This is a genomic window from Paenibacillus mellifer, assembly GCF_023195895.1.
In the GTDB taxonomy this organism is placed as follows: Bacteria; Bacillota; Bacilli; order Paenibacillales; family Paenibacillaceae; genus Fontibacillus; species Fontibacillus mellifer.
In genome coordinates, this window is sequence record NZ_JALPRK010000005.1 from 52,853 (window position 1) to 73,415 (window position 20,563).

Here is a 20,563-nt window from a genome sequence, read left to right on the forward strand (position 1 = left end):
ATTTTCGTAGCGAAGGGAGTGTGAAAAGTGTTAGAGTTTGTAACAGGCGATTTTTTTGATTATAAAGCAAACATTCGAGTTAACACCGTAAATTGTGTAGGGGTAATGGGTGCTGGGGTTGCACTGGCATTTAAAAATAAATACCCCCGAATGTTTAATGATTACGTCCTGGCTTGTAAGAATAAAGAAGTTGCTCCGGGCAAGCCGCACGTTTGGATAGAGTCGGATCTACTAACGACTTGTACTATTATAAATTTCCCGACAAAAATTCATTGGAAAAACCCTTCAGAATACGAATATATCGAAAAGGGTCTAGTTTGGTTGCGAGACTATCTTGTTGAACACAAGGAAGCTACAGTAACGCTACCCGCATTAGGTTGTGGTCATGGTGGTCTCAATTGGGATAAAGTTAAAGAAATGATTATTAACTTTTTAGGTGGCCTTGATGCAAAAATTCTTGTATTTAATCCCACAAGCTCAGTAAGTAACAAAAAAAATGAGGAATGGCTTGAACAACTTGCTAAACATAATGTAATTACTATCTTTCCTAACGACGAGTTGTATCCAAGGGAAATTGCCGGACGTGCAGGTTTTAACTTGTATTGTATTGGAAATACAGCTTTATTGAGGGAGAAGAAACTCTCAATTTTAGCTAATGCAAAATCCTCCGAAAAAGAAATAGAATCCTTGTTAACTGTAATAAATGAAATTCCTATAGACAGCGCGGTACTACTACTTGGTTTGAAAAATAATAAGGATTATGAATTAGCAAAAACTGTGCTTTTAAAAGGATTTAGAGCTATTTTTGTAATACCTTACGGTATTCTAAATTTTGAAGTTCAGAAGAGATTTCAAAATATTTGGAATGAAGATAAAATCCTTGTAATCTCAATAGCAATTCCGAATCAAACTTGGAAAATTTACGAAAATTCGAATGCCTTAAGGTTTCGGCAGAAGCTTGCGGATGTAACATTAATCAATTCGATAGATTTGAAATCACTAGACTCATTATTGAAATATCTCAAAAAACCCTTTAAAAATATATTTTATATTAATTATTGGTACAACGAAAATGAGATATTCAAAATTATAAACGCAAAAAAAATTGGTATTAGTAACAATACTGGTAAAGTAAAAATAGCCCCTTTCTTAAGTGAGTTGGAAAATTGTTAGTGGTACAGTTCGATTTTTTTCAATAGGGCTGCGTAATTCTTGACCCCTAAGGAGTAGTTGGGAAACATGTAAGAAGGTTTTGAATATATTTAATTGTAAGATGCCTATGCCTTGCACGGAATAGCCTCCCGTCCTGGATGTTTTCAGCGATCAAAAATTGTAATGCGGTGTAACATGCAAAACAGATAAAAAAACCTAAAATGCTTGTTAGTAATGCAGTTTTTAAGAATTTAATTATTATTTCACTAAACAATCTTAATTGAAAGAGTACACAACTTAAAATTAATCAATTTTAAGAAAGTCAGCAAATATAACACTTTCAGTACACAACTTTAATACCAAATAACAAGCACGCCTGTAGCCCACAAATTCAGTCTGCCACTAACCACTAAAGATTTACCATTGAGCCGACCGATTTTCGGGATTTCCTCCTGATTATCCTTCGGCTTTTCTTTCACTCTTTTCCCCAGACTCCATTCTTTTCTCAATCCTTTGCGTAAGAGAAGAGCGCGAGGAAGCAAGCTTCCTTTCAAGAAAGAGCTGCCGAGAGGCAGCTCTTTCGATTGTGTGGAATAACGAGATAGTTCTTTAAGGGCGCGATTAATGCCCGATCCCCGCCAAGGGGAGATGGACGGGGAGCGCGGAAGGCTCGTTCGAACCCTTATTTAAGTTCCTGCTCCTCCAATGTAATTTCCACAACCGTGGCCCGATCATCCGGCAGCGGGTATGAAAAATGCTCCGGCGTGCCGAAATTGATGAAAGCATCCGCTCGGAATTCTGCCGTGTTCCAAGGCCTGACGAGTGTCAGCTCGGAGCCGTCGGCGAGAAGCCTCACGCTTTTTATTACTCCGGCCAGCCCATTCAGATTGACGGGACCGACGCTTTCTTCGAAAATATGGGCATACAGCCGATTTCCCTTCCTGGTATAACGTCCCCATTCCGGCTTTTCAAGCGGCGCCGCACCGCAGCCATAGATGCTGTCGCCATTTGCGGTCAGCCAATCGCCGATTTCGGCAAGAATCCGCCTCGACTCCGCCGGAATTTCGCCCTTCGCATTCGGCCCCACGTTGAGCAGTAAGTTACCGTTCTTGCTGACGCATTCAATTAATTTCCGAATGACCGTTTTCGGTGATTTGTACATAGGGTCGTTCGCGTGATAGCCCCAATTGTTATTCAACGTGATACACGCCTCCCAAGGCACCGGGCATCCCCTTGCATCGACGACGCCCGCTGGCGGAATAATCTGCTCCGGTGACGCGAAATCTCCCGAGTACTCAAGAGGGTCGGCGGACTTGATGCTGCCGCCGTACTCTCCGCTCGCATCCAGGCGGTTATCGATCAGGACGTGCGGCTGCAGCGAACGGATCATTCGAATAAGCTCCGTTGCCCGCCAGGTCTCGCCCGTCATCCCGTCATAGGAAAAGTCGAACCACATCAAGTCCAGCCTGCCGTAATCCGTCAGCAGCTCCTTAACTTGCCCGTGCATATAGGCCAAATAGTTCTCGAAGTCAGGTGTTCGGTTTTTGTAGGCCTCATTCTCTCTCATCGGATGATGCCGGTCTCCATAAGCCGGGTAGTCCGGGTGATGCCAGTCGAGGAGGGAGTAGTACAAGCCGACCTTGATGCCCTCATGACGGAAAGCATCCAGAAACTCTCTTACCAGATCTCTGCCGCAAGGGGTTTTCGTAGATTTATAATCAGTCAGCTTGCTGTCGTAGAGACAGAAGCCGTCATGATGCTTGGCTGTGAGCACCGCATATTTCATGCCGGAGGCCTTTGCCGTTTTCGCCCAAGCTTGCGGATCGTAACGTTCCGGATGAAACGCTTCGAAGTAGGCTTGATACGTCTGCGAATCCATCTTCTCGACACTCCGCACCCATTCCCCGCGCGCGGGGATGGCATACAGTCCCCAGTGAATAAACATCCCGAAGCGGTCTCGCAGGAACCACTCCGTCCGTTCTGTTCTTGCCAGCCGTATTTCATCGGAAGTCATCATGTTCGAAACCACCCTTTTCGATAGAGTATAGCTTGCAGCTTGACTGTAGCCGGCAGCATCGGGAAGGATCAATTGAAGAGCAGCTATTGCTTTAAAAGTACAACGAATCGTGAAATAGAACAACCCGAGCCCAAAACGAAACTTCCAGAATCTATTAAATCATGTATACTATTAACGAACTTAATAAATTTTTCGCTCATAATGGAGGACTATTGCCGATGAAACGTTCTTTTCGCGCTTTCGCTTGGCTGTTCGCGTTATTGCTCGTTCTGCCGCCGGGCTTGCATGCGCCTGTAGCCTATGCTGCCGTGACCGATCCGCCGCCCGTCGCCGACGGTTGGGTAGAGGTATCGACAGCTGAGCAGCTGTTGTATATCAGCGGCCATCAGGCGGACTATTTGGCCGCCCAGATTCGATTAATGAATGACATTGCTCTTACCGGAGTCGACAATTGGAGACCGTTAGGCGGCAATGGCCATGCGCCCTTCAGCGGTACGTTCGACGGCGGCGGTCATCGCGTTACCGGCATCTCGATTGTCGATGACGCAGCCGACGACGGGGACAACTACGATTATGCCGGTTTTTTTGGCGAGTCGACGGGCATCGTGAAGAACGTCGGTGTGTCGGTCGACATCCATGCCGGCATTTATGCCGGCGGCTTGATCGGACTGCAGGAAGGCGGCAGCGTCGACCGGTCGTTCTCGACAGGCACCGTTCGTGCGAAGCCGCCAAGCGGCAAACTTTCGGTAGCCGGGGGATTGATCGGTTCGGCGAACGCCAACATTACGCGCTCCTACTCGATCGCCTCCGCGTTTAGCGCTTCGACGCCCAATCAATACGCCGCAGGTCTTATCGGGAGCAAAGGAGTGGGGCGCGTCGAAGACGCCTATGCGCGCGGTACAGCGACGTTCGAGTCGGACTATCATACGGTTTACTCAGGCGGATTTGCAGGCTTCTTGATCACAGGCTCGATCGTACGCGGCTATACCACCTGGGACGTGTCCTCCGAACAGGTGAGCTATGTGAAACGCTTCCTCGGTTTCCAAGCCGACTCAGGTGCCGTCTCCGGCTCCTATTTCCTTATTCCCTCAAGCGAACATACAGAAGGAGGAGCAAGCGGGGCGGTTGGACTGAGCGACGCCTCGATGAAGGAGGCCTCCAGCTATTCCGGCTGGGACTTTACGAATAGGTGGGCGATCCACTCGAACGTGAACGACGGATATCCTTATTTGCGGCATGAGATTGTCACGGAAGCGCTGCCTGCCGCGATGAAGGATGAACCTTATGCATTTACGCTCGGGGCTTTTGCCGGCGCGGACGTGGAGCTTGATTGGAGCGCTGCCGGACTTCCGGGTGGCTTAACGCTGAGCGAATCCGGCAAGCTCGAAGGAACGCCGACCGAGAGCGGTACGTTCGATATCGTAGTGACGGCTGTCGATGCCGGGAACCTCACCGCCCAGAAGACGTTCGAGCTGATTGTCTTCGCGTACGCGCCGGAGCCGGCAGACTTCGCGATCGAACCAGGGACGGCATACGGAACGGCGAAGGTTTCCGCGACGCTCGGTTCCTCGGGACATGCATTCTACTATACGCTTACCGATTCCATCGACGCCAGGCCGCAAATTGGCGACTCCCTCCCTGCTGGGGCGATCGCGTATACGCCGGGCGACGATATCGGGGCGGTGAGCGTTGGCCGTTATCTGACCCTGTACGAAGCCGGAGCCGCGGGCATTCAGGCTTGGCGGAGCGTGCTGCTGGACGCAAGCCATATCCAATCGTCCGTCGGGGCGGTAACGGGATCGGTGTACAATGCGAGCGGCGATCCTCTCGCCGGGGCGATCGTCTCGATCGATACAGCGCAAGCGACGACCGATGCGGAGGGCGGCTTCACGCTTGCGAACGTCGCGCAGGGCGCTAAGACGCTGCGCGCGGAGGCATCGGGCTACATCGCGAAGGAAGCCGCGGTCACCGTCATTGCTGGAACATCCATTGACGTCGGAGAAATCGCGTTGACGGCCGTCGGCTCGGGAAGCGGTGACTATAGCCCGATCGTGACGCTGCCGGTGCCCGATAAGCTGAGGGTCGATTGGAACGGCGAGACGCTTGAGCTTTCCTTCAAGAAAGAGACGGCCCCCGACGGCCGAAGCGTCCTGCGCCTGATCGCGGATGCGTCAGCGGTCAGCACCTTGTTCGATAGCCGCGATCTCGCTATCCTTACGGTCGATAACGAGGATCCGGTAGTGAAGCTAGATTTGCCGGCGGCTGCGCTTCGCGACGTGCAGCAGAATCGTCCCGAGGCTGAGCTGGAGCTTAAGATCAACGGGGCAAGCTACCGGCTTCCGCTTCGCTACTGGCCGGCGTTGCCGGAGAACGGCGTGGTTACGATCGCGATCTCGGCCTCTTCTGAAGCGGACGCAAGCGCCGTGAAGGACGCCTTGGCCGGACAAGGGCTGGAGATGCTTGCCGCGCCCGTCGAATTCGCGATTTATCTGAACGGGCAGGAGCAGACGGAGCCGGGAGGGGCATACACGAAACGTACGATTGCGCTCAGCGGCGAGACCGACCCGTACACGGCGACCGTCATCCGCTTGAGCGGCGAAGGATCGCCGCGGTCCATGCCTTCGGTGTTCCAGACCGCCGCGAACGGGGATTCCGAGGCTGCGTTCTATGCGATGCATAACAGCCTTTATACCGTTATTCGCTCGGAACGGTCGTTCTCCGACGTGCAAGGGCATTGGGCGAAGCCTGATATCGAGCGGCTTGCAAGCAAGCTGATTGTGGACGGCAAGTCGGATAAGACGTTCGATCCGGAAGGTCTAGTAACGCGTGCCGAATTCGCGGCATTGCTGACCCGGTCGCTCGGCATCGCCGATACGTCCGGCGGTGCAGGCTTTGCCGACGTAACGCCGGACGTCTGGTATGCCGGAGCGGCTGGAGCAGCGCTCGATGCGGGGCTCGTTACCGGCTACGAGGACGGAACGTTCCGTCCGAACGAAGCGATTACGCGCGAGCAAATGGCGGTCATGATCGACCGGGCGATCGCCTTCGCGGGCGAGAGTCCGACCGAAGCAGCCGCCTTCGCGGCGGCGTTCGAAGATGCCGAGGCCATATCCGGTTGGGCGAGGCCTGCGGTCGGCAGACTCCTTGAATTACATGTAATCCTCGGCGTCTCGGAGAATAGCTTCGCGCCAGAAGCCGCCGCGACACGCGCACAGTGCGTCGTCATGCTTCGCCACATGCTGGAGCATCTAAGCTTCATTAACGAATAGACATAAGGGAAGCCGCTCCGATTGAACGGAGCGGCTTCTTATATTCCGGCACAGCAGCTTGTGACCCTCTCACTTAATGACCCCTGTATCGACTAACCTCATGTCAACCGCTACATCGAACTTCGCGCGGGGGTAAAGCTCAAGCCAATGCTCCCAATCACGCTCCTCGATGTAGCCCATCGCACGGTACCGGAGACCGAAGCCTATCGGATCCACCTTCTTTTTTTGCAGATTGGTTAGCACGTTCAGGAACCGCCGCTCCATTTGCTCCGCGGCCATTTGCTCGAGCTTGCTCCAATTTTCATAGAATAGAGGCGATGTCGACTCTTCAACCTGGCCTTCGGCTCTAATGCTGAATTTGATGGTCGGCTCGTCCGTATCAAGGTTCAGCAATTTATATTTGATCCTATATCTTGGGACCGATATATTGTATCTGAATTTCGGCGTTACCGTCTTGAATTCAAACTTGATCTTGCTCTCGATGAGCTCATTAAACACCCTGGTTTGATCCGGAGTGAGCATCCCCACCATCTTTTCTTTGTCGAACAGGGCCGCCTTATCGATAATAAAAGAGCTGTCGCGGCGCCGAATGACAGGCAGATAGGGATCCTTGCCCCTTTCCTTCAAACGGCGATGAAAATCGGACAGGCTTTCTGTCACGATATAAGACGATTCCGTTCCTTCTTGAGCAAAGCTGAGCATAAGCGAATTGGCGGGGAGCCGCTCCGACTTTGGGCTCACGCTCAGCAGTTCCTTGGCGCTTGGATCGCCGACGCCCATGAAGCCGATCAGCTGGATATCCCTTCTTCGAAGAAACCAATCAAGCGGCTCGCGGATCGAACGGCTCACAAGCGACTTGCCGAACAGCAGTATTTTGGCATGTCCGAAGTCCAATTCCTTGTCCACCTTCGACTTGATAAGCCGAATGGCCTCTTGAATAGACGCCGCGTCTTCCGAGACAAGCTCGAACTTATTGGTCTCTCCGGGTTCGATTTTCGGCGAAGGTATGCTCAGCTTGAGCGTGACGCGGTACGGCTTTTTTTTATTTTCGGTTTGATCCAGGCCAACGGCTACAACAAAAAAACGCTTATCAATATCCTTGAAGCCGCTGCAGCCGCCGATCATGAGAACCAACGCGCAGAGGATCAGCCTTCGAATCATTTGGCAGCCTTCCTTCCCAGCCAGAATACGATTATAACGAGAGCTATCTCGCTCAGATAACGCAGATTGAGCCATTCCCGAATCAATTCGAAAAATTGCTTCTCATCCAGAAACTTGACCATGAACAGGTAGGGGGTGCTGAACAGGATGATGATGATCCAAAGCTTCCAGCCGAATTTTTGTTCGACGCCCGGCGTCCACCGTTTTTTGGCGAATGCATCCTTCAACAGCTCGGCTCCGACATGCCACGTTACCGTAATGAACAATAAAGATAAGCTTAAATAGACTAGCAGTATTATGTAGATAACCCTCTCGACGAAGCCGAATTCCATCCGCATCGAATCGGCTGTGCTGATCCATACATAGATGAAAGACTCAACGCCTTCCGTGCCATGAAAGCCGATGGGGATAAAGAACGTAGAGAACATTACGGCACTGCCGAGAATCGGGATAAGCCACAGTCCTGGAATTTTATCCTTTTTGCCAAAATAGCGGTTAAAGACGGCCATATTAATGTAGCCCGTGAAGAGATAGGAAGCTACGGAGACAGATTCGGGATCCGGAGGCTTGCGGACATACTGGATACGCGCGAAAGATTTCGGGAAGTCCCAGATTCGGAAACCGTTTCAGCGACTTGATAAATACAATCGTGCACAAGCCTCCGGATAGGATGGCCGCAATTATGGCCATAACGGCGCCGTCGAACCTCTTCTCTATGAGGATTGTGGGCACGTTAAGCATGACATTGATCATCATGCACATGATGACCATGTAATAGAAATATCGCATCATGGTATGATTCACCTGCTTTTATCCGGGCGGCTGGATCGATGCTCCCCAATGAATAATTTGAGATAGGGCTCGCCGAAGCTGCGTATATTCGCCAAATATCCAATCAGGAAGAACATGCCGGCAATGGTTCCAATAAAGCCGAATAGGATCGCGAGTATAATGAGCGGATATTTGACAAAGCGCATGGCCGCGCTCATCGTATTGATCGGAATGACGAAATTGGATATGGCCACAGCCGAAGTGATAATAATCATGATACTGCTCACGAGACCGGCCTGCTGCGCGGCTTGTCCAAGGATCAGTCCTCCCACGGTAGTAGCGGTCGAGCCGATAAATTTGGGCAGGCGAAGGCTGGCCTCCACCAAGGCTTCAATGAGAAAGAGCATGAAGATGACTTCGAAATAAGAGGGATAAGGCACGGCTGCGCGGCTTCCCGCAATCGACATCGTCAGCTGCACTCTCGTCACCTCCGGGTTGTAGGAGATCAGAGAAATATACAAAGCCGGCAGCGTCAGAGCAATGGCCAATGCGATATAACGAATGACAATAAGCCCTCTCGATATCCAATACGCTTGATACAAATCATCCATCGCCGACATGAAATCAAAGAATATAGCAGGCAAGACAAGGGCAAAAGGAGAGCCTTGCAGCAGAATGACGATTTTCCCTTGCGAAATATTCAAGACGATCCGATCCGGACGTTCCGTGATGATCATCGTCGGGAATAGGGAAAGCCTGCGATTGTTCATTAATATTTCGAGCTGCCCCGTTGACTGCAAGACGTCCACGTCAATGGAGAGCAGCTTGGCCTTCACGCGGTCCAGAATATCCTTTTTTGCTAGACGGGCATCGTACAGCAGGGCAACATCTGTCCTGGAGGAGCGACCCAGCACATATTGCTCCAGATGCAGCTCTTGTTTCTTGTAGCGTGAACGAATCATATTGACATTCGCCGACAAATCCTCGGATAACGCTTTCTGGGGCCCCATGAGGGCATGCTCGATCTTTACATCTTCGCTTTGATCATTCAGCGATTTCTTGACGTTAATCGAATACACGCATCCCATGTGCTGTATAACGGCGTTCCCATCGGTGACTCGGTCGTGGAGCTTCGAATCGGCGGTTTGTTTCACGGCTCCGAAGGCAAGCAAGGAAACAGTAAAATCTTCAGGCGTCCGACTCGCAAGAAAAGGCTTCTCTATCATGCTATGAAGCAGATTGTCATCGCACAGGGACGACAGATAATAGTACTGGAGAGTCCATTGGTCCTTGGCCAGATGCCGGATTCGAAAATCGCCTGAAGCGTTGAACCTCTCCTTTAGCAGGGCAGCTTCCTTGTTATTGATCTCCATGAGGGCTCCCTCCCAACGATTTGATATTGACCGGTTACCGCGGTATGATTCCGCTTTTTATTGTCCACCCATATTCATCCATTTATACAGATCAATTTGATAGATGTCATGACAATTTGTCATGCCCTTCTCGGCCAATGAAAGATTACGATTAGGAATAAAGCATTTAAAATGATGGGGACACCGAGACCCATTCCATCCGCATTCCATCCTGGAGGCAATGCAGAAGATCTCTGCTTTGCTGGAAGAGACACATATGGAGTCAAGCCAGATGACGGGGAGCCGGTTATCCGGTTCTGCAACGGGGAATAATAGTCCAATTCGTTTTCTGTTCGGCGCTGTCCTGATAGTCAGGGCAGCCTTTTTTATTCAAAAATTTTTTTGAAATCACAAGAGCAAACGCTATTGACATTCTTGGTACTACGTGTTACTTTATAGCTGTAGTAAGTAATACAAAATACCAGTGATACAGAATACCAGTCATACAGAATAGCGAAAGAGGTGATTGTGCTGGAAAACTTAACGGAAATGCTCAAAGGCGTGCTTGAGGGCTGTGTCCTCGAAATCATTAGCCGCAATGAAACCTACGGCTACGAAATCACGCGGCAGCTGAATGCCCTCGGCTTCTCGGATGTTGTGGAAGGAACGGTATACACCATCATGATTCGGCTTGAAAAAAACAAGTTAGTAGAAGTCACCAAAAAGCCCTCCGACATGGGTCCGCCGCGAAAGTTTTTTACGCTCAACGACGATGGGCGTGAGGCGCTGCGGAAGTTTTGGGAGAAATGGGAGTTCGTATCATCAAAAATGAATGAGTTAAAGGAGAGAAAACAATGAATTTTTGGGAAAAAGTGACTGGCAGCGACATGAAGAGAGAAATGAAAGTTTTTGAATCGCGTGTCAATAAGCTGCCGGCTGAATATCAAGCGGCATGGGAGGAAATTGATGCCAATCTTTGGCATTACTCGAATTTCTCCGGTCGCAACCTCATGCCGATTCTTGACGGCGTGCTCTGCCTTCTCGAAGAAACGGCGGCGGACGGTCAGAGCGTCCAAGAGGTTTTGGGCGACGATATCGAAGGCTTCTGTTCGGCGCTGGCCGGCGAAGAAGGGGCAAAGTCTTATCGCGACAAGTGGCGCGAGCAGCTCAACCATAATATCGCAAAGAAAATAGGAGGGTAAAAAAGATGAGCATACGGGATATGATCGAAGGCAAAAAACAGTGGAGAGCGCATGTGGCGCGCGTCAAAGCGCTCCCGCAGGATTATCAAGTGGTGTATAAAGAGATTCAAAAATATCTCTTTAAGGTCGGCCCTGTGGAACTAGCCGAAGGGACGGGGCTGCTCTCGGGAATCGTCGATCTGTTTGAAGAAGGTGCAGCCTCGGGAAAAGGCGTGCTCGATGTGACGGGCAGAGACGTAGCGGCCTTCTGCGACGATCTCATCAAAGATTCCAAAACGTTCGTTGACATCTATCAAGAATCTAACCAAAAAAGGGGGAAATAAGGATGGAAAATGCAATCGCAGTGAAGGGACTGCAAAAGTCCTACAAGCAGCATCAAGTGCTGAAGGGCGTTGATTTCGAGGTGGAGAAGGGCAGCATTTTCGCGCTGCTCGGCTCCAACGGTGCGGGCAAGACAACAACGGTCCGAATCCTTGCGACGCTGCTCAAGCAAGACGGCGGAACGGCGACCGTTAACGGATACGATGTTGCGGCGCAGGCTGACCATGTACGGCAGTCGATCAGTCTGACCGGGCAATTCGCCGCCGTGGACGAAATATTGACCGGACGGGAAAATCTGATCATGATCGCCAAGCTGCGTCACCTCAAGGACCCTCGCCAGGTGGCGGACGACATGCTGAAGCGCTTCGGCTTGACAGAAGCCGCCGACCGCAAGGCAGCCACTTATTCGGGCGGCATGCGCCGCAGGCTCGACATCGCCTTGAGCCTTGTGGGCAATCCGAAGATCATCTTCCTCGACGAGCCGACTACCGGGCTGGACCCCGAGGCGCGCATCGAGGTGTGGAAGATCGTCAAGGAGCTGTCGGATGGCGGCACGACGATCCTGCTGACGACGCAGTACTTGGAGGAAGCCGAGCAGCTTGCCGACCGAATTGCCATTCTGCACGAGGGCAGAATTATTGCCAGCGGCACGCTTGCCGAGCTGAAGAAGCTGTTCCCATCCGCGAAGGTGGAGTATGTTGAAAAACAGCCGACATTAGAGGAAATATTCCTCTCGATCATCGGCAACAAGGAGGCTATGTAAATGGAAACTGTAAAAAACCACTTTTTCAGCGATATGGGCGTGATGCTTGGACGTTCCATGCGCCATATTTTCCGCAGTATGGACACGATCTTCACCGTCTGCATCACCCCGATCGCGATGATGCTGCTGTTCGTCTACGTGTTTGGCGGCGCCATCCAGACCGGCACCGATAACTATGTGAACTACCTGCTGCCTGGCATCCTGCTGATTGCGATTGCCAGCGGGATATCCTACACGGCTTACCGGCTGTTCCTGGATAAGCAACGGGGCATCATTGAGCGATTTCACTCCATGCCGATTGCGCGTTCCGCCGTACTGTGGGGGCATGTGATGACCTCGGTCGTATCCAACGTTCTCTCTCTTATCGTCATCGTTGCCGTAGCGTTAATGATGGGCTTTCGTTCGTCGGTAGGCATATTGCCATGGCTTGCCGTAGCCGGCATTCTCGTGCTGTTCACCTTAGCGTTGACTTGGGTCGCTGTTATTCCCGGACTGACCGCCAAATCGGTGGAAGGCGCAAGCGCATTTAGTTATCCGCTTATCTTCCTGCCGTTCATCAGCTCGGCGTTTGTGCCGACCGATTCGATGCCCCGGGTCGTTCGCGCCTTTGCCGAGAACCAGCCCGTAACCGCGATCGTGGATGCCATTCGGGCGCTCCTGGCAGGTCAGCCGGTAGGCAATGATATTTGGGTCGCGCTTGCGTGGTGCTTGGGGATACTGATCGTCGCCTATCTATTTGCGGTGCGAGCATACAATCGGAAAGCAGCTTAAGCAGGGAAACGGCCTCGGAGCTGGACTAAGGTCCGGCTCCGATTCCGTTCGCCAGGAGGAGGATGAGGGCTGGCAGAAAGGGCTACAATGAGAGCAACAATACGAGAAAGCGTGGTTATGTTCATGAAGAAACAAAGTGCTTTGCAAGCGTGGAATATGCTCGTCCTGTCGCTTCCTAAGGGGATCGCGGCATTTGTTATTGCGGTTGTGGGATTGTCTGTAAGCCTTCCGCTGTCAGTATTTCTTATCGGCGTGCCCCTGCTGGCTGCGACACTTGTCCTGTGCCGGATGATCATGGCTGGAGAAGTGAGAGATGTGACGGCCTGGCTTTTAGGAAGGGAGCATCCTAGCGTTTCCGCTCCTTCGGAGTCGGGGCAGGCTGCCGGAGAACAGCAGGGGTGGCGGTCTTGGCTGCTGTCCGTTCTGAAGGATGGCAGATCGTATCGCGGCATCTTGTTCGGGATAATGCAGCTTCCGATCAGCATCGCAGCGTTTACCTTCGCTATCGTGCTGCCCGTAACGACATTTGCGCTTCTGCTGTCGCCGATTGCTTACGAGGTAGGTATGCAGGCGTTTGATTTCAACTTGTTTTCAAGCGAATGGGGGTTGTTGGACCGGCTGCTTGACTGGGATCTGACGTCTGCCCAGCGCTCCTGGATCTCTTGTGGAGTCGGTGTCCTATTGACGTTGCTGCTGCCATTGTTTCTTAAAGGCCTTGGCCGCTGGTACGCGGCATGGATTTTGAGCGTTTCAGGCCCCGAGCCTGCGCAGCATCCTGCCCCGGAGCCGGGACGAGGTACTCCGCATTTCGTTGAAACGATCAGCGGCGCAGAGCTTTCAACCTTAAGTAAGCTAACGAGTTAGTTAGCGACTTCGCGACAAGGGCAGTCGGCCGATAGGCCGGCTGCTTTTATTGTGCTTTATGCTGCATTATATTGTTTTTTTATAACCGGAATCTGGGTTGCCCATGGTAAACTAAAACTAATTCAATTTAGTCCATATAAAGAGGTGAGAGGATGAACGTTGTGTTCATAAAGCGGTTTGCACTCCTAGCAGCCATTCTTTTCGCCTGGTTTATCATACATACTGCTTTCGTGATCATAGATGGGTTGAATGACGAACTGAAGCCTGTGGACGCAGCTGTCGTGCTCGGGAATAAGGTGGAAGTTAACGGTCAGCCTTCTGCGCGGTTAGAAGCAAGATTAGATAAATCCGCAGAGCTTTATGCTGAGGGCTATTTTACTTTTATCATTGTAAGCGGCGGTTTAGGCAAGGAAGGTTTCGATGAGGCAAAGGTCATGAAATCATACTTAGTTGATAAGGGGATACCGGAAGAAATCATTTTAGAGGATAATAACGGATACAACTCCTATATGACCGCCCAGAATTCCAGCAGGTTAATGAAAGAATTGGATTTGGACTCCGTTATGGTTATAACGCAATATTTCCATGTGCCACGAACAAAATTAGCATTTAGAAAAATGGATATGGATGAAGTATATTCAGCTCATGCGGAGTTCTTTGAGTGGAGAGATATGTACTCCATCATACGAGAATTCCCGGCTTATTATAAATATCTCTTTAGGTAATTAGGAGGAAACGATGTTACGGATCCAACAATTAAAAGATATCGAACAATTGCAGCAAGAGTGCGAGACGCATGACCGCTTGCAGCTGAAGCTGAACTGGGAAATGCTCAGAGGACGCGAGTCGGATAATCTGGATTTTTTTCACTATGAAAATAACGAGCTTATCGCGTTTTTAGGGTTGTATCCATTTGGTTCAACCGTTGAAGTATGCGGCATGGTGAAGCCAAGCGAACGGCGAAAGGGACATTTCCAGCGCTTATTCCATCAAGGAATGGAAGCAATCAAGCAATACGGATACAAGAAAATATTATTGAACGCGCCTGCGAGCTCGGAAGCGGGAAAAGCTTTTTTGATGAAACAAGGCGCGGAGTACGCCTTTTCGGAGCATCAGATGGAGTGGCAGGCTAAGGCTGTTGGAGAATCGGACGATATTGTTTTGAGGAAAGCAACATCAGAGGATTACGAAATGCGCGTACGTTTATCCGTTACAGGGTTTGGAATAGACGAAGAAGACGCAAAGGCGATGGAAGGTAAGGAGTACGGGGATAACACCGAAGTCCTCATGATTGTAGGGGACGTAGGAACGGTTGGGAAAATTCGGGTGAGCAGGGATGAGGGGCAAGCGTGGATTTATGGATTTGCTGTTTTGCCAGAGTACCGCGGAAAAGGAATTGGCAGAAAAGCGCTAAGCCGAGTCGTTCAAGAGCAGCGCGCAGCCGGGTATTCAATTCACTTAGAGGTTGAAACGAAAAACGACCATGCTCTAGGGTTATACGAATCCGTTGGGTTCAAAGCGGTGCATGCACAGGACTACTATAATTTCGACATGTCAATGTAGATTTGCACAGACCTGGCCTGATATTTTTGTGTATGATAAAGAAAATATTAGGGGGTGCTATGATGCAAGCCTACGAGATTATGATTCGCCAAGTGCATAAGGTTAAGGAAGGCGATACGGTCAGGACGGTGATCGAGAAGTTTATCGACCACCAAATTAGCGGCCTTCCTGTCGTTAATGACCGCAACGAAATTGTCGCATACATCAGCGACGGTGATATCATGCGTTATATCGGCAAGCATCAGGACAGGATCATTACCTCCGTCTACTTCTCCTATTTATTTAAAGGCGATGATGAAGAATTCGATCAGCGCTTACAAAGCATCTTAAAATTAAATGTTATGGCGATTGCCAAAAAACAAGTTATAAAAGCGCAATGGAGCGATGAGCTGGAGACGATTGCTGCCGTTCTGGGGGAAAAGCATATTAAAAAACTTCCGGTAGAACGGAACGGCGTGCTCGTAGGGATCATTAGCCGTGGTGATGTGATTCGGCATTCATTCAAGTCGGTGTTATAGCGATACCAGCGGCAGTCTGGAACTCTGGGCTGCCGCTTGGTATGCCATCATTACTTCGAATTTTTTTGCAGGTTGCCTTTTCCTTGGTCGTTCGGATCGTTAGATCGTGACGTCGTATGCTTTGGGTTGTTTTTATCGGGATTTTTGAATTTTGTAATGATCGCTCACCTCCAGTCTCACTCCATAAAAAGTATTTCTCCAAACAGCCCCTCTTATTAATTATTGAATAAGATGGTTACGCTCGGCGAACCCTACATTTATTACCAGAAAAAGGGCGCGAGTATATGCTGAATAAGATTGTTTTATGGATCCTCTTCATTGGACCATGGTTGAGCTTATTTTTCATGAAGAAAGAAGATATTAAACGCTTCATGCCTGTCGCCATTTTTGCAACCTTCTTAATGATCCTGTATAACGTTTACGCCTTTAATCAAAAGCATTGGGAAATTCATACGGTCATTTTTCCAGCGTTACGGCCGTTATTCGCGTCCTTAATTCTTGGCGGCTTTCCCGTTATCGTGTTATGGATATTTCGTTTTACATACCGGAAGTTTTGGGTATATTTGCTGACGAATATTATATTGGATTTCATGTTTGCCGTATTTCCTGTCCACTTCATATTTCAAGATGTACTCGGGATTTACACCTTGATCAATATCGCCTCTTGGGAACGTTGGCTTCTTTTCGTAGCGGAAGCTGTTATTATTTATGGTTATTTCAAGTGGCAGGATCAGATTTACAGGGCTTAGCTGTTCACTTTTTGAATTTTGGCGGGATTGTTGATTTTATACGGAACGGGATGCTTGGTCAGCTTCTTGGCTACGATCTTGGCATCGAAAGTGATCGTATCCCCGATAGCCAGCTCGAGCTTCTTCAGTGTAGCGCTGTGGCTGGACCAGGCAGTGCCGAGCTCCAAAGCGGGGTCAACAATCGATACCGCCTCATAGATCACGACCTCGTCATCATTGTCGGAGAAGTTATTCGGCACGGTGGTGAATTCTTGAACCGTCGCCGTCATGCTAACCTTGCCTTCCGGGAGCTCCAGCTTCTCCTTCTTGGCTTTGCCTTTCTTAGGTGCTTCCTTGACCTCTGGAGCAGCGGACGCGGCGCCGCTAACAGGCTCGGCAGGCTGAGCGGGTTCAGATGCTATCGCCTCGGAAGCCGTATCGGACTGATCGGCAGGGGCAGCAACGTCTCCTGTCTCAGCCGCAGCGGATTTCACGCCGTAATTCGAGGCCTGCATTTCCTTCAGGTAGGACGGATGGATGCAGTGCAGCTGCCCGTTGCTGAAGCGGATGATTGCAGTTGCTTTGTCGACGAAGCCGGCAATTTCGCAGGGCAGGCTCATGCCGTCTCTTTTGTAGTAGAAGCTTTTCATCTTGACCGCTTTCTCGGAGAGCAGCCCCCATTCCTTGCACTTCTCAAGTTGCGCCTGGCTGTCATTCTCGAACGCCTCGAAGGCGAGAGGTTGAATCGTAAATGGATACTCCATCGCTTGTCCGCCTTTCTAAACGGGATGACAATAGTTTACCACATTGCAAAAAAGTGAAAAACGGCAATTATGTACCATCCTTCCGTAGAGCCCCGGGTCCAAAAATGTGCAATAGACGTCCATTTCGTTCGGATGCTAGACTGTGCGTGACGTTGGCTGAGCATTCAACCGACCATCAATGTCGAAGGCGACCTTTTATTCGGGAAGCGCTACCTTCTTTCTTTGCGTTCTCCCAAGCACACCACCAAGCAGAAATGTTCCAAGTGATATCGCTAGACACACAGCGGCGAAGATGCCAATCGATGAATAACCGCCGAGCTGAACATAGATGATACCGGCAATCCATGCGCCGAGCGTATTCGCGCCGTTCATCGTCGAATTGGCAAGACTGGATATCGTTCCCCGAATGGAGGCGTTAAGCGCCGTGAGTGCCTCCATGACTGTAGGGAACAAAACGCCAAGCGTCGTATAAATGATCAGATAACCGACCGTCACAATAAGGAGGTTCGTCAGCTGCGGCATAACCGCATAAAGCATGATGATTAGCAGCATTCCTGTTAGCACCGCATTTACACGGCCGAGCTTTTGAATGACATACGAGCTAATAACGCTACCGAGCAGCGTGCCTAGTCCGAGAACCATCATGACAGTACCGATCTGCCCGATCGGAAGCTCGAAGCTGTCGGCCATCCACTTGCCGGCGAAAGCAAAAGCGGTGCCGCTTCCCAAGTGAAGCATCAGATAAGCAAGAAAGCCGCTTCTGGCTTTGCTGCTCTGGATCAGTGGAACGTACCTTCGAAGAATGGACGTCCGCTCGCTCACTGCAGGCTTCATATCGGGCAGCATGAAGAACACGAAGATGTTCAGCAGCAGTGAAGCGATGCCAACCGTCCAGAATGGAACGGACCAATGAGCGGCTGCGAGCCAGCTCCCGATCGGAACGCCAAGCGCCTGAGCAGCGGCCAGCCCGGAGAAGGCGATGCCCATTGTTTTCGATATTTTGGCAGGAGGCATAACAGCGGGAATGGAAGCCCATACTTGCGGGGCAGTGAACGCTGCGCTGACGCCTGCAAGAAAGCGGAATAGGCACATCGTCCAGAAGCTATCGGCGAAGCCGCATAGAATCGTGGAGATCGAAAATCCCAGCAATCCGCATAGCAGAACCGTTCTTCGGTTCCAGCCATCGGAGAGTGGGCCGGCAATCAGCGCGAAGATAGCCGATCCAAGTGTGTATGCGCCAAGCATCCACCCGGCGATATCCGTGGAGACGCCGAATTCTATCTGGAGAGTCGGGAGCAGAGGCGAGATCAGGAACGTATCGGTTCCAATCATGAACATGATGAGGAAGAATAACGCGGTATAGTTGCGCATGGACAATCACTCCTATTTCGTATAGCGTTGCTTGCATAGTCTATCGTAAGGCATAATGGTGACAGAACTTGTCATGGACCTGTTTTAACAATAAAAAAAAGGGGAAATTCGGATGCACAAGTCCAAAAGGCTGATGGAACTGATGATGACCGTCAATCGAAAGCGGCGATTTAAGGTTCAGGAGCTTGCCGATGAATTCGGGGTTTCGAAACGAACCATCCTTAGGGATTTGCAGGAGCTCAGCGAGCTTGGCGTACCTCTATATTCGGAAGTAGGACCGCATGGAGGTTATCAGGTGATAAGGGAGAGAGTGCTCCCTCCTATTGCGTTTACGGAGGAAGAAGCGGTGGCGATGTTTTTTGCGGTGCATGCCCTGCGTCATTACTCTTCATTGCCGTTTGAAGCGGAATCCGCCTCTGCGCTGAGCAAGTTTTATCTACATATGCCCGGAGATGTTCGGGATCGGATTGACGGCATGAAGGGGAGAGTAGACTTTGTTACTCCGGTTAGGAGCGTCAATGCGCCATTTCTGGCCATCCTTCTCGATGCGGCCGTTCATCAGAAAGTGCTTTCGATCGAATACGATTCGAGGGAGGAGGGGATGAGCTGCCGCCAGATCCAGCCGGTCAGACTCTATGCGAACAATGGTTTATGGTACTGCAAGGCGTACTGCTTCCTGCGGGAGGGGTTTCGCGTGTTTCGGTGCGACAAGATCCGGGAAGCGGCGGCTGATAAGTCCGGAATCGAGCCGCTCGATTTAGGAGACATTAGCCTTTCCAGACAGGAACATGCCAAGCCAAGCGATCCGGTTCGTCTTCGTGCTCGGCTCACCAGATCCGGAGCTCAGCGCTGCGAGGCCGAACTGTGGCTCGCCCCCATGCTGCAAGTGCTTGAAGACGGAAGCGGCGTAATCGATGCCGATGTGTCGCTGCGCGATATGCCTTTTTATACGGATTTTTTTATCGGATTAGGAGATGAAGTTGAACTGGTGGAGCCGCAGGAATTGAAGGAGTCGATTCGACGGGGACTTGCGGCATTGCTAGTTCGTTACCAGTAAGAGGGAATTCCCTTAGGGATTCTGATCGTTTTTCCCCCGGTTTGCGCTTCGTTTCCCTAACGATATTTCAGGCAGATTCTTGCATGTTTTCAGTGATTCTCCCGATAGGAAAGCAACGTGTCAGGGGATATGATGAATACATAAGAAATCACAAGGAGATGGTTGAAATGATGAAATTTGTTAGGGAAAACAAGTATGCTGCAATGCTGTTCACGGTAGTTCGGTTATATCTGGGATGGGAATGGATGACGGCGGGCTGGCACAAAATTACGGGGGGCTTTAACGCAGGCGGGTTCTTGAACGGCGCTGTCGCTAATCCGGTCCTTGATAAAGGAACTAACGAACTGGTGTATCCAACGTTTACAGCCTTCCTGGAAAACTTCGCGATTCCAAATGTGAAGCTGATCAACGTCTTGATTCCGTGGGGAGAATTTCTGGTTGGCATTGGATTGCTGCTTGGAGCGCTGACGACGGCGGCGATGTTCTTCGGACTGATGATGAACTTCATGTTCATGTTTGCCGGTACCGTATCGACGAACCCTTGGATGGTGCTCCTTGGTGCGATCATTCTGGCGGCAGGCGCAAATGCCGGTAAATTCGGTGCGGACTACTATCTTCTTCCGTATTTGAAGCACTTGTTCACGAACCGCCGCAATCGCAAGAAGAATCCGCCAGCAGCGAATCCGAAGGTGAAAATTAAGCATGCTTAACAAGTAAAGCCGGCCAGCATTGCTGCTCGGCTTTTTTGTTGGGATCAGATCGTGTTAAAATCTTAGTAAAAAGATGAAGGAACTAGGCAGCATATCCAAAATATTGTATATCGTACGAAATGGTTGGGCGATTCCAGGTGGGAGCAGGCTGCGGTCCGTCAATTATTGTGCCACACGTCCGGGATTCCGAGCTCAGCAGGATCGGGTGC

At 50.5% G+C, this 20,563-nt stretch carries 20 protein-coding genes; 14 read left to right on the forward strand and 6 right to left on the reverse strand.

All coding sequences use genetic code 11. The annotated features are described in order from the left end of the window. Positions 1 to 27 precede the first annotated feature (27 nt). The gene (locus M0651_RS07585; RefSeq protein ID WP_248551240.1) at positions 28 to 1,173 is read left to right on the forward strand and encodes a macro domain-containing protein; all 1,146 of its coding nucleotides are present in this window, start codon (positions 28 to 30) and stop codon (positions 1,171 to 1,173) included. Positions 1,174 to 1,834: 661 nt separating this feature from the next. Here the strand turns inward: M0651_RS07585 and M0651_RS07590 are convergent. After that, positions 1,835 to 3,169, reverse strand: a complete 1,335-nt coding sequence (locus M0651_RS07590) for an alpha-L-fucosidase (RefSeq protein WP_248551241.1) — start codon at positions 3,167 to 3,169, stop codon at positions 1,835 to 1,837. A 218-nt stretch (positions 3,170 to 3,387) separates the two neighbouring features. Between M0651_RS07590 and M0651_RS07595 the strand changes: the two genes are divergently transcribed. Then, on the forward strand, positions 3,388 to 6,438 hold the full coding sequence (locus M0651_RS07595; protein ID WP_248551242.1) for an S-layer homology domain-containing protein: 3,051 nt from the start codon (positions 3,388 to 3,390) through the stop codon (positions 6,436 to 6,438). 69 nt (positions 6,439 to 6,507) lie between these two features. Here the strand turns inward: M0651_RS07595 and M0651_RS07600 are convergent, their stop codons facing one another. The 3 genes from M0651_RS07600 to M0651_RS07610 form a co-directional block, all read right to left on the reverse strand. Then, a complete protein-coding gene (locus M0651_RS07600; RefSeq protein WP_248551243.1) occupies positions 6,508 to 7,599 on the reverse strand; it encodes a Ger(x)C family spore germination protein in 1,092 nt (363 codons plus the stop codon). Next, complete coding sequence (locus M0651_RS07605; RefSeq protein ID WP_248551244.1) at positions 7,596 to 8,108, reverse strand: hypothetical protein; 513 nt, start codon at positions 8,106 to 8,108, stop codon at positions 7,596 to 7,598. The genes M0651_RS07600 and M0651_RS07605 overlap by 4 nt, the downstream gene beginning before the upstream one ends. A gap of 291 nt (positions 8,109 to 8,399) precedes the next feature. After that, positions 8,400 to 9,743, reverse strand: coding sequence for a spore germination protein (locus M0651_RS07610; protein WP_248551245.1), 1,344 nt, complete (start codon positions 9,741 to 9,743; stop codon positions 8,400 to 8,402). A gap of 528 nt (positions 9,744 to 10,271) precedes the next feature. Between M0651_RS07610 and M0651_RS07615 the strand changes: the two genes are divergently transcribed. From M0651_RS07615 to M0651_RS07660, 10 genes are all read left to right on the forward strand, one after another. Further along, a complete protein-coding gene (locus tag M0651_RS07615; protein WP_282577827.1) occupies positions 10,272 to 10,580 on the forward strand; it encodes a PadR family transcriptional regulator in 309 nt (102 codons plus the stop codon). Next, the gene (locus tag M0651_RS07620; protein WP_248551246.1) at positions 10,577 to 10,924 is read left to right on the forward strand and encodes a DUF1048 domain-containing protein; all 348 of its coding nucleotides are present in this window, start codon (positions 10,577 to 10,579) and stop codon (positions 10,922 to 10,924) included. The genes M0651_RS07615 and M0651_RS07620 overlap by 4 nt, the downstream gene beginning before the upstream one ends. A 5-nt stretch (positions 10,925 to 10,929) precedes the next feature. Next, positions 10,930 to 11,247 carry a DUF1048 domain-containing protein gene (locus tag M0651_RS07625; RefSeq protein WP_248551247.1) on the forward strand — a complete coding sequence of 106 codons (318 nt, stop codon included), beginning with the start codon at positions 10,930 to 10,932 and terminating at the stop codon, positions 11,245 to 11,247. A gap of 2 nt (positions 11,248 to 11,249) precedes the next feature. Further along, a complete protein-coding gene (locus tag M0651_RS07630; protein WP_248551248.1) occupies positions 11,250 to 12,008 on the forward strand; it encodes an ABC transporter ATP-binding protein in 759 nt (252 codons plus the stop codon). Further along, positions 12,009 to 12,779: an ABC transporter permease gene (locus M0651_RS07635; RefSeq protein WP_248551249.1), complete on the forward strand. Its 771-nt coding sequence runs from the start codon at positions 12,009 to 12,011 to the stop codon at positions 12,777 to 12,779. 123 nt (positions 12,780 to 12,902) lie between these two features. Beyond that, complete coding sequence (locus tag M0651_RS07640; protein WP_248551250.1) at positions 12,903 to 13,643, forward strand: sensor domain-containing protein; 741 nt, start codon at positions 12,903 to 12,905, stop codon at positions 13,641 to 13,643. A 152-nt stretch (positions 13,644 to 13,795) separates the two neighbouring features. Next, positions 13,796 to 14,368, forward strand: a complete 573-nt coding sequence (locus M0651_RS07645; protein ID WP_248551251.1) for a YdcF family protein — start codon at positions 13,796 to 13,798, stop codon at positions 14,366 to 14,368. Positions 14,369 to 14,381: 13 nt separating this feature from the next. Beyond that, complete coding sequence (locus M0651_RS07650) at positions 14,382 to 15,206, forward strand: GNAT family N-acetyltransferase (protein WP_248551252.1); 825 nt, start codon at positions 14,382 to 14,384, stop codon at positions 15,204 to 15,206. Between the two features lie 62 nt (positions 15,207 to 15,268). After that, entirely contained in the window at positions 15,269 to 15,724 is a 456-nt protein-coding gene (locus M0651_RS07655) for a CBS domain-containing protein (RefSeq protein ID WP_248551253.1), read from the forward strand. 344 nt (positions 15,725 to 16,068) lie between these two features. Then, the gene (locus M0651_RS07660; RefSeq protein WP_248551254.1) at positions 16,069 to 16,473 is read left to right on the forward strand and encodes a hypothetical protein; all 405 of its coding nucleotides are present in this window, start codon (positions 16,069 to 16,071) and stop codon (positions 16,471 to 16,473) included. Here M0651_RS07660 and M0651_RS07665 read toward each other — a convergent pair. Both M0651_RS07665 and M0651_RS07670 read right to left on the reverse strand, forming a co-directional pair. Beyond that, on the reverse strand, positions 16,470 to 17,216 hold the full coding sequence (locus M0651_RS07665; protein ID WP_248551255.1) for a hypothetical protein: 747 nt from the start codon (positions 17,214 to 17,216) through the stop codon (positions 16,470 to 16,472). The two genes, M0651_RS07660 and M0651_RS07665, sit on opposite strands and share 4 nt — an antisense overlap. 195 nt (positions 17,217 to 17,411) lie before the next feature. Next, the gene (locus M0651_RS07670) at positions 17,412 to 18,587 is read right to left on the reverse strand and encodes an MFS transporter (RefSeq protein ID WP_248551256.1); all 1,176 of its coding nucleotides are present in this window, start codon (positions 18,585 to 18,587) and stop codon (positions 17,412 to 17,414) included. Between the two features lie 112 nt (positions 18,588 to 18,699). Here M0651_RS07670 and M0651_RS07675 point away from each other — a divergent pair, with 112 nt between their 5' ends. Together M0651_RS07675 and M0651_RS07680 are read left to right on the forward strand one after the other, a co-directional pair. Further along, positions 18,700 to 19,644, forward strand: a complete 945-nt coding sequence (locus tag M0651_RS07675; protein WP_248551257.1) for a helix-turn-helix transcriptional regulator — start codon at positions 18,700 to 18,702, stop codon at positions 19,642 to 19,644. A gap of 167 nt (positions 19,645 to 19,811) precedes the next feature. Beyond that, a complete protein-coding gene (locus tag M0651_RS07680) occupies positions 19,812 to 20,354 on the forward strand; it encodes a DoxX family protein (RefSeq protein WP_248551258.1) in 543 nt (180 codons plus the stop codon). Positions 20,355 to 20,563 lie beyond the last annotated feature (209 nt).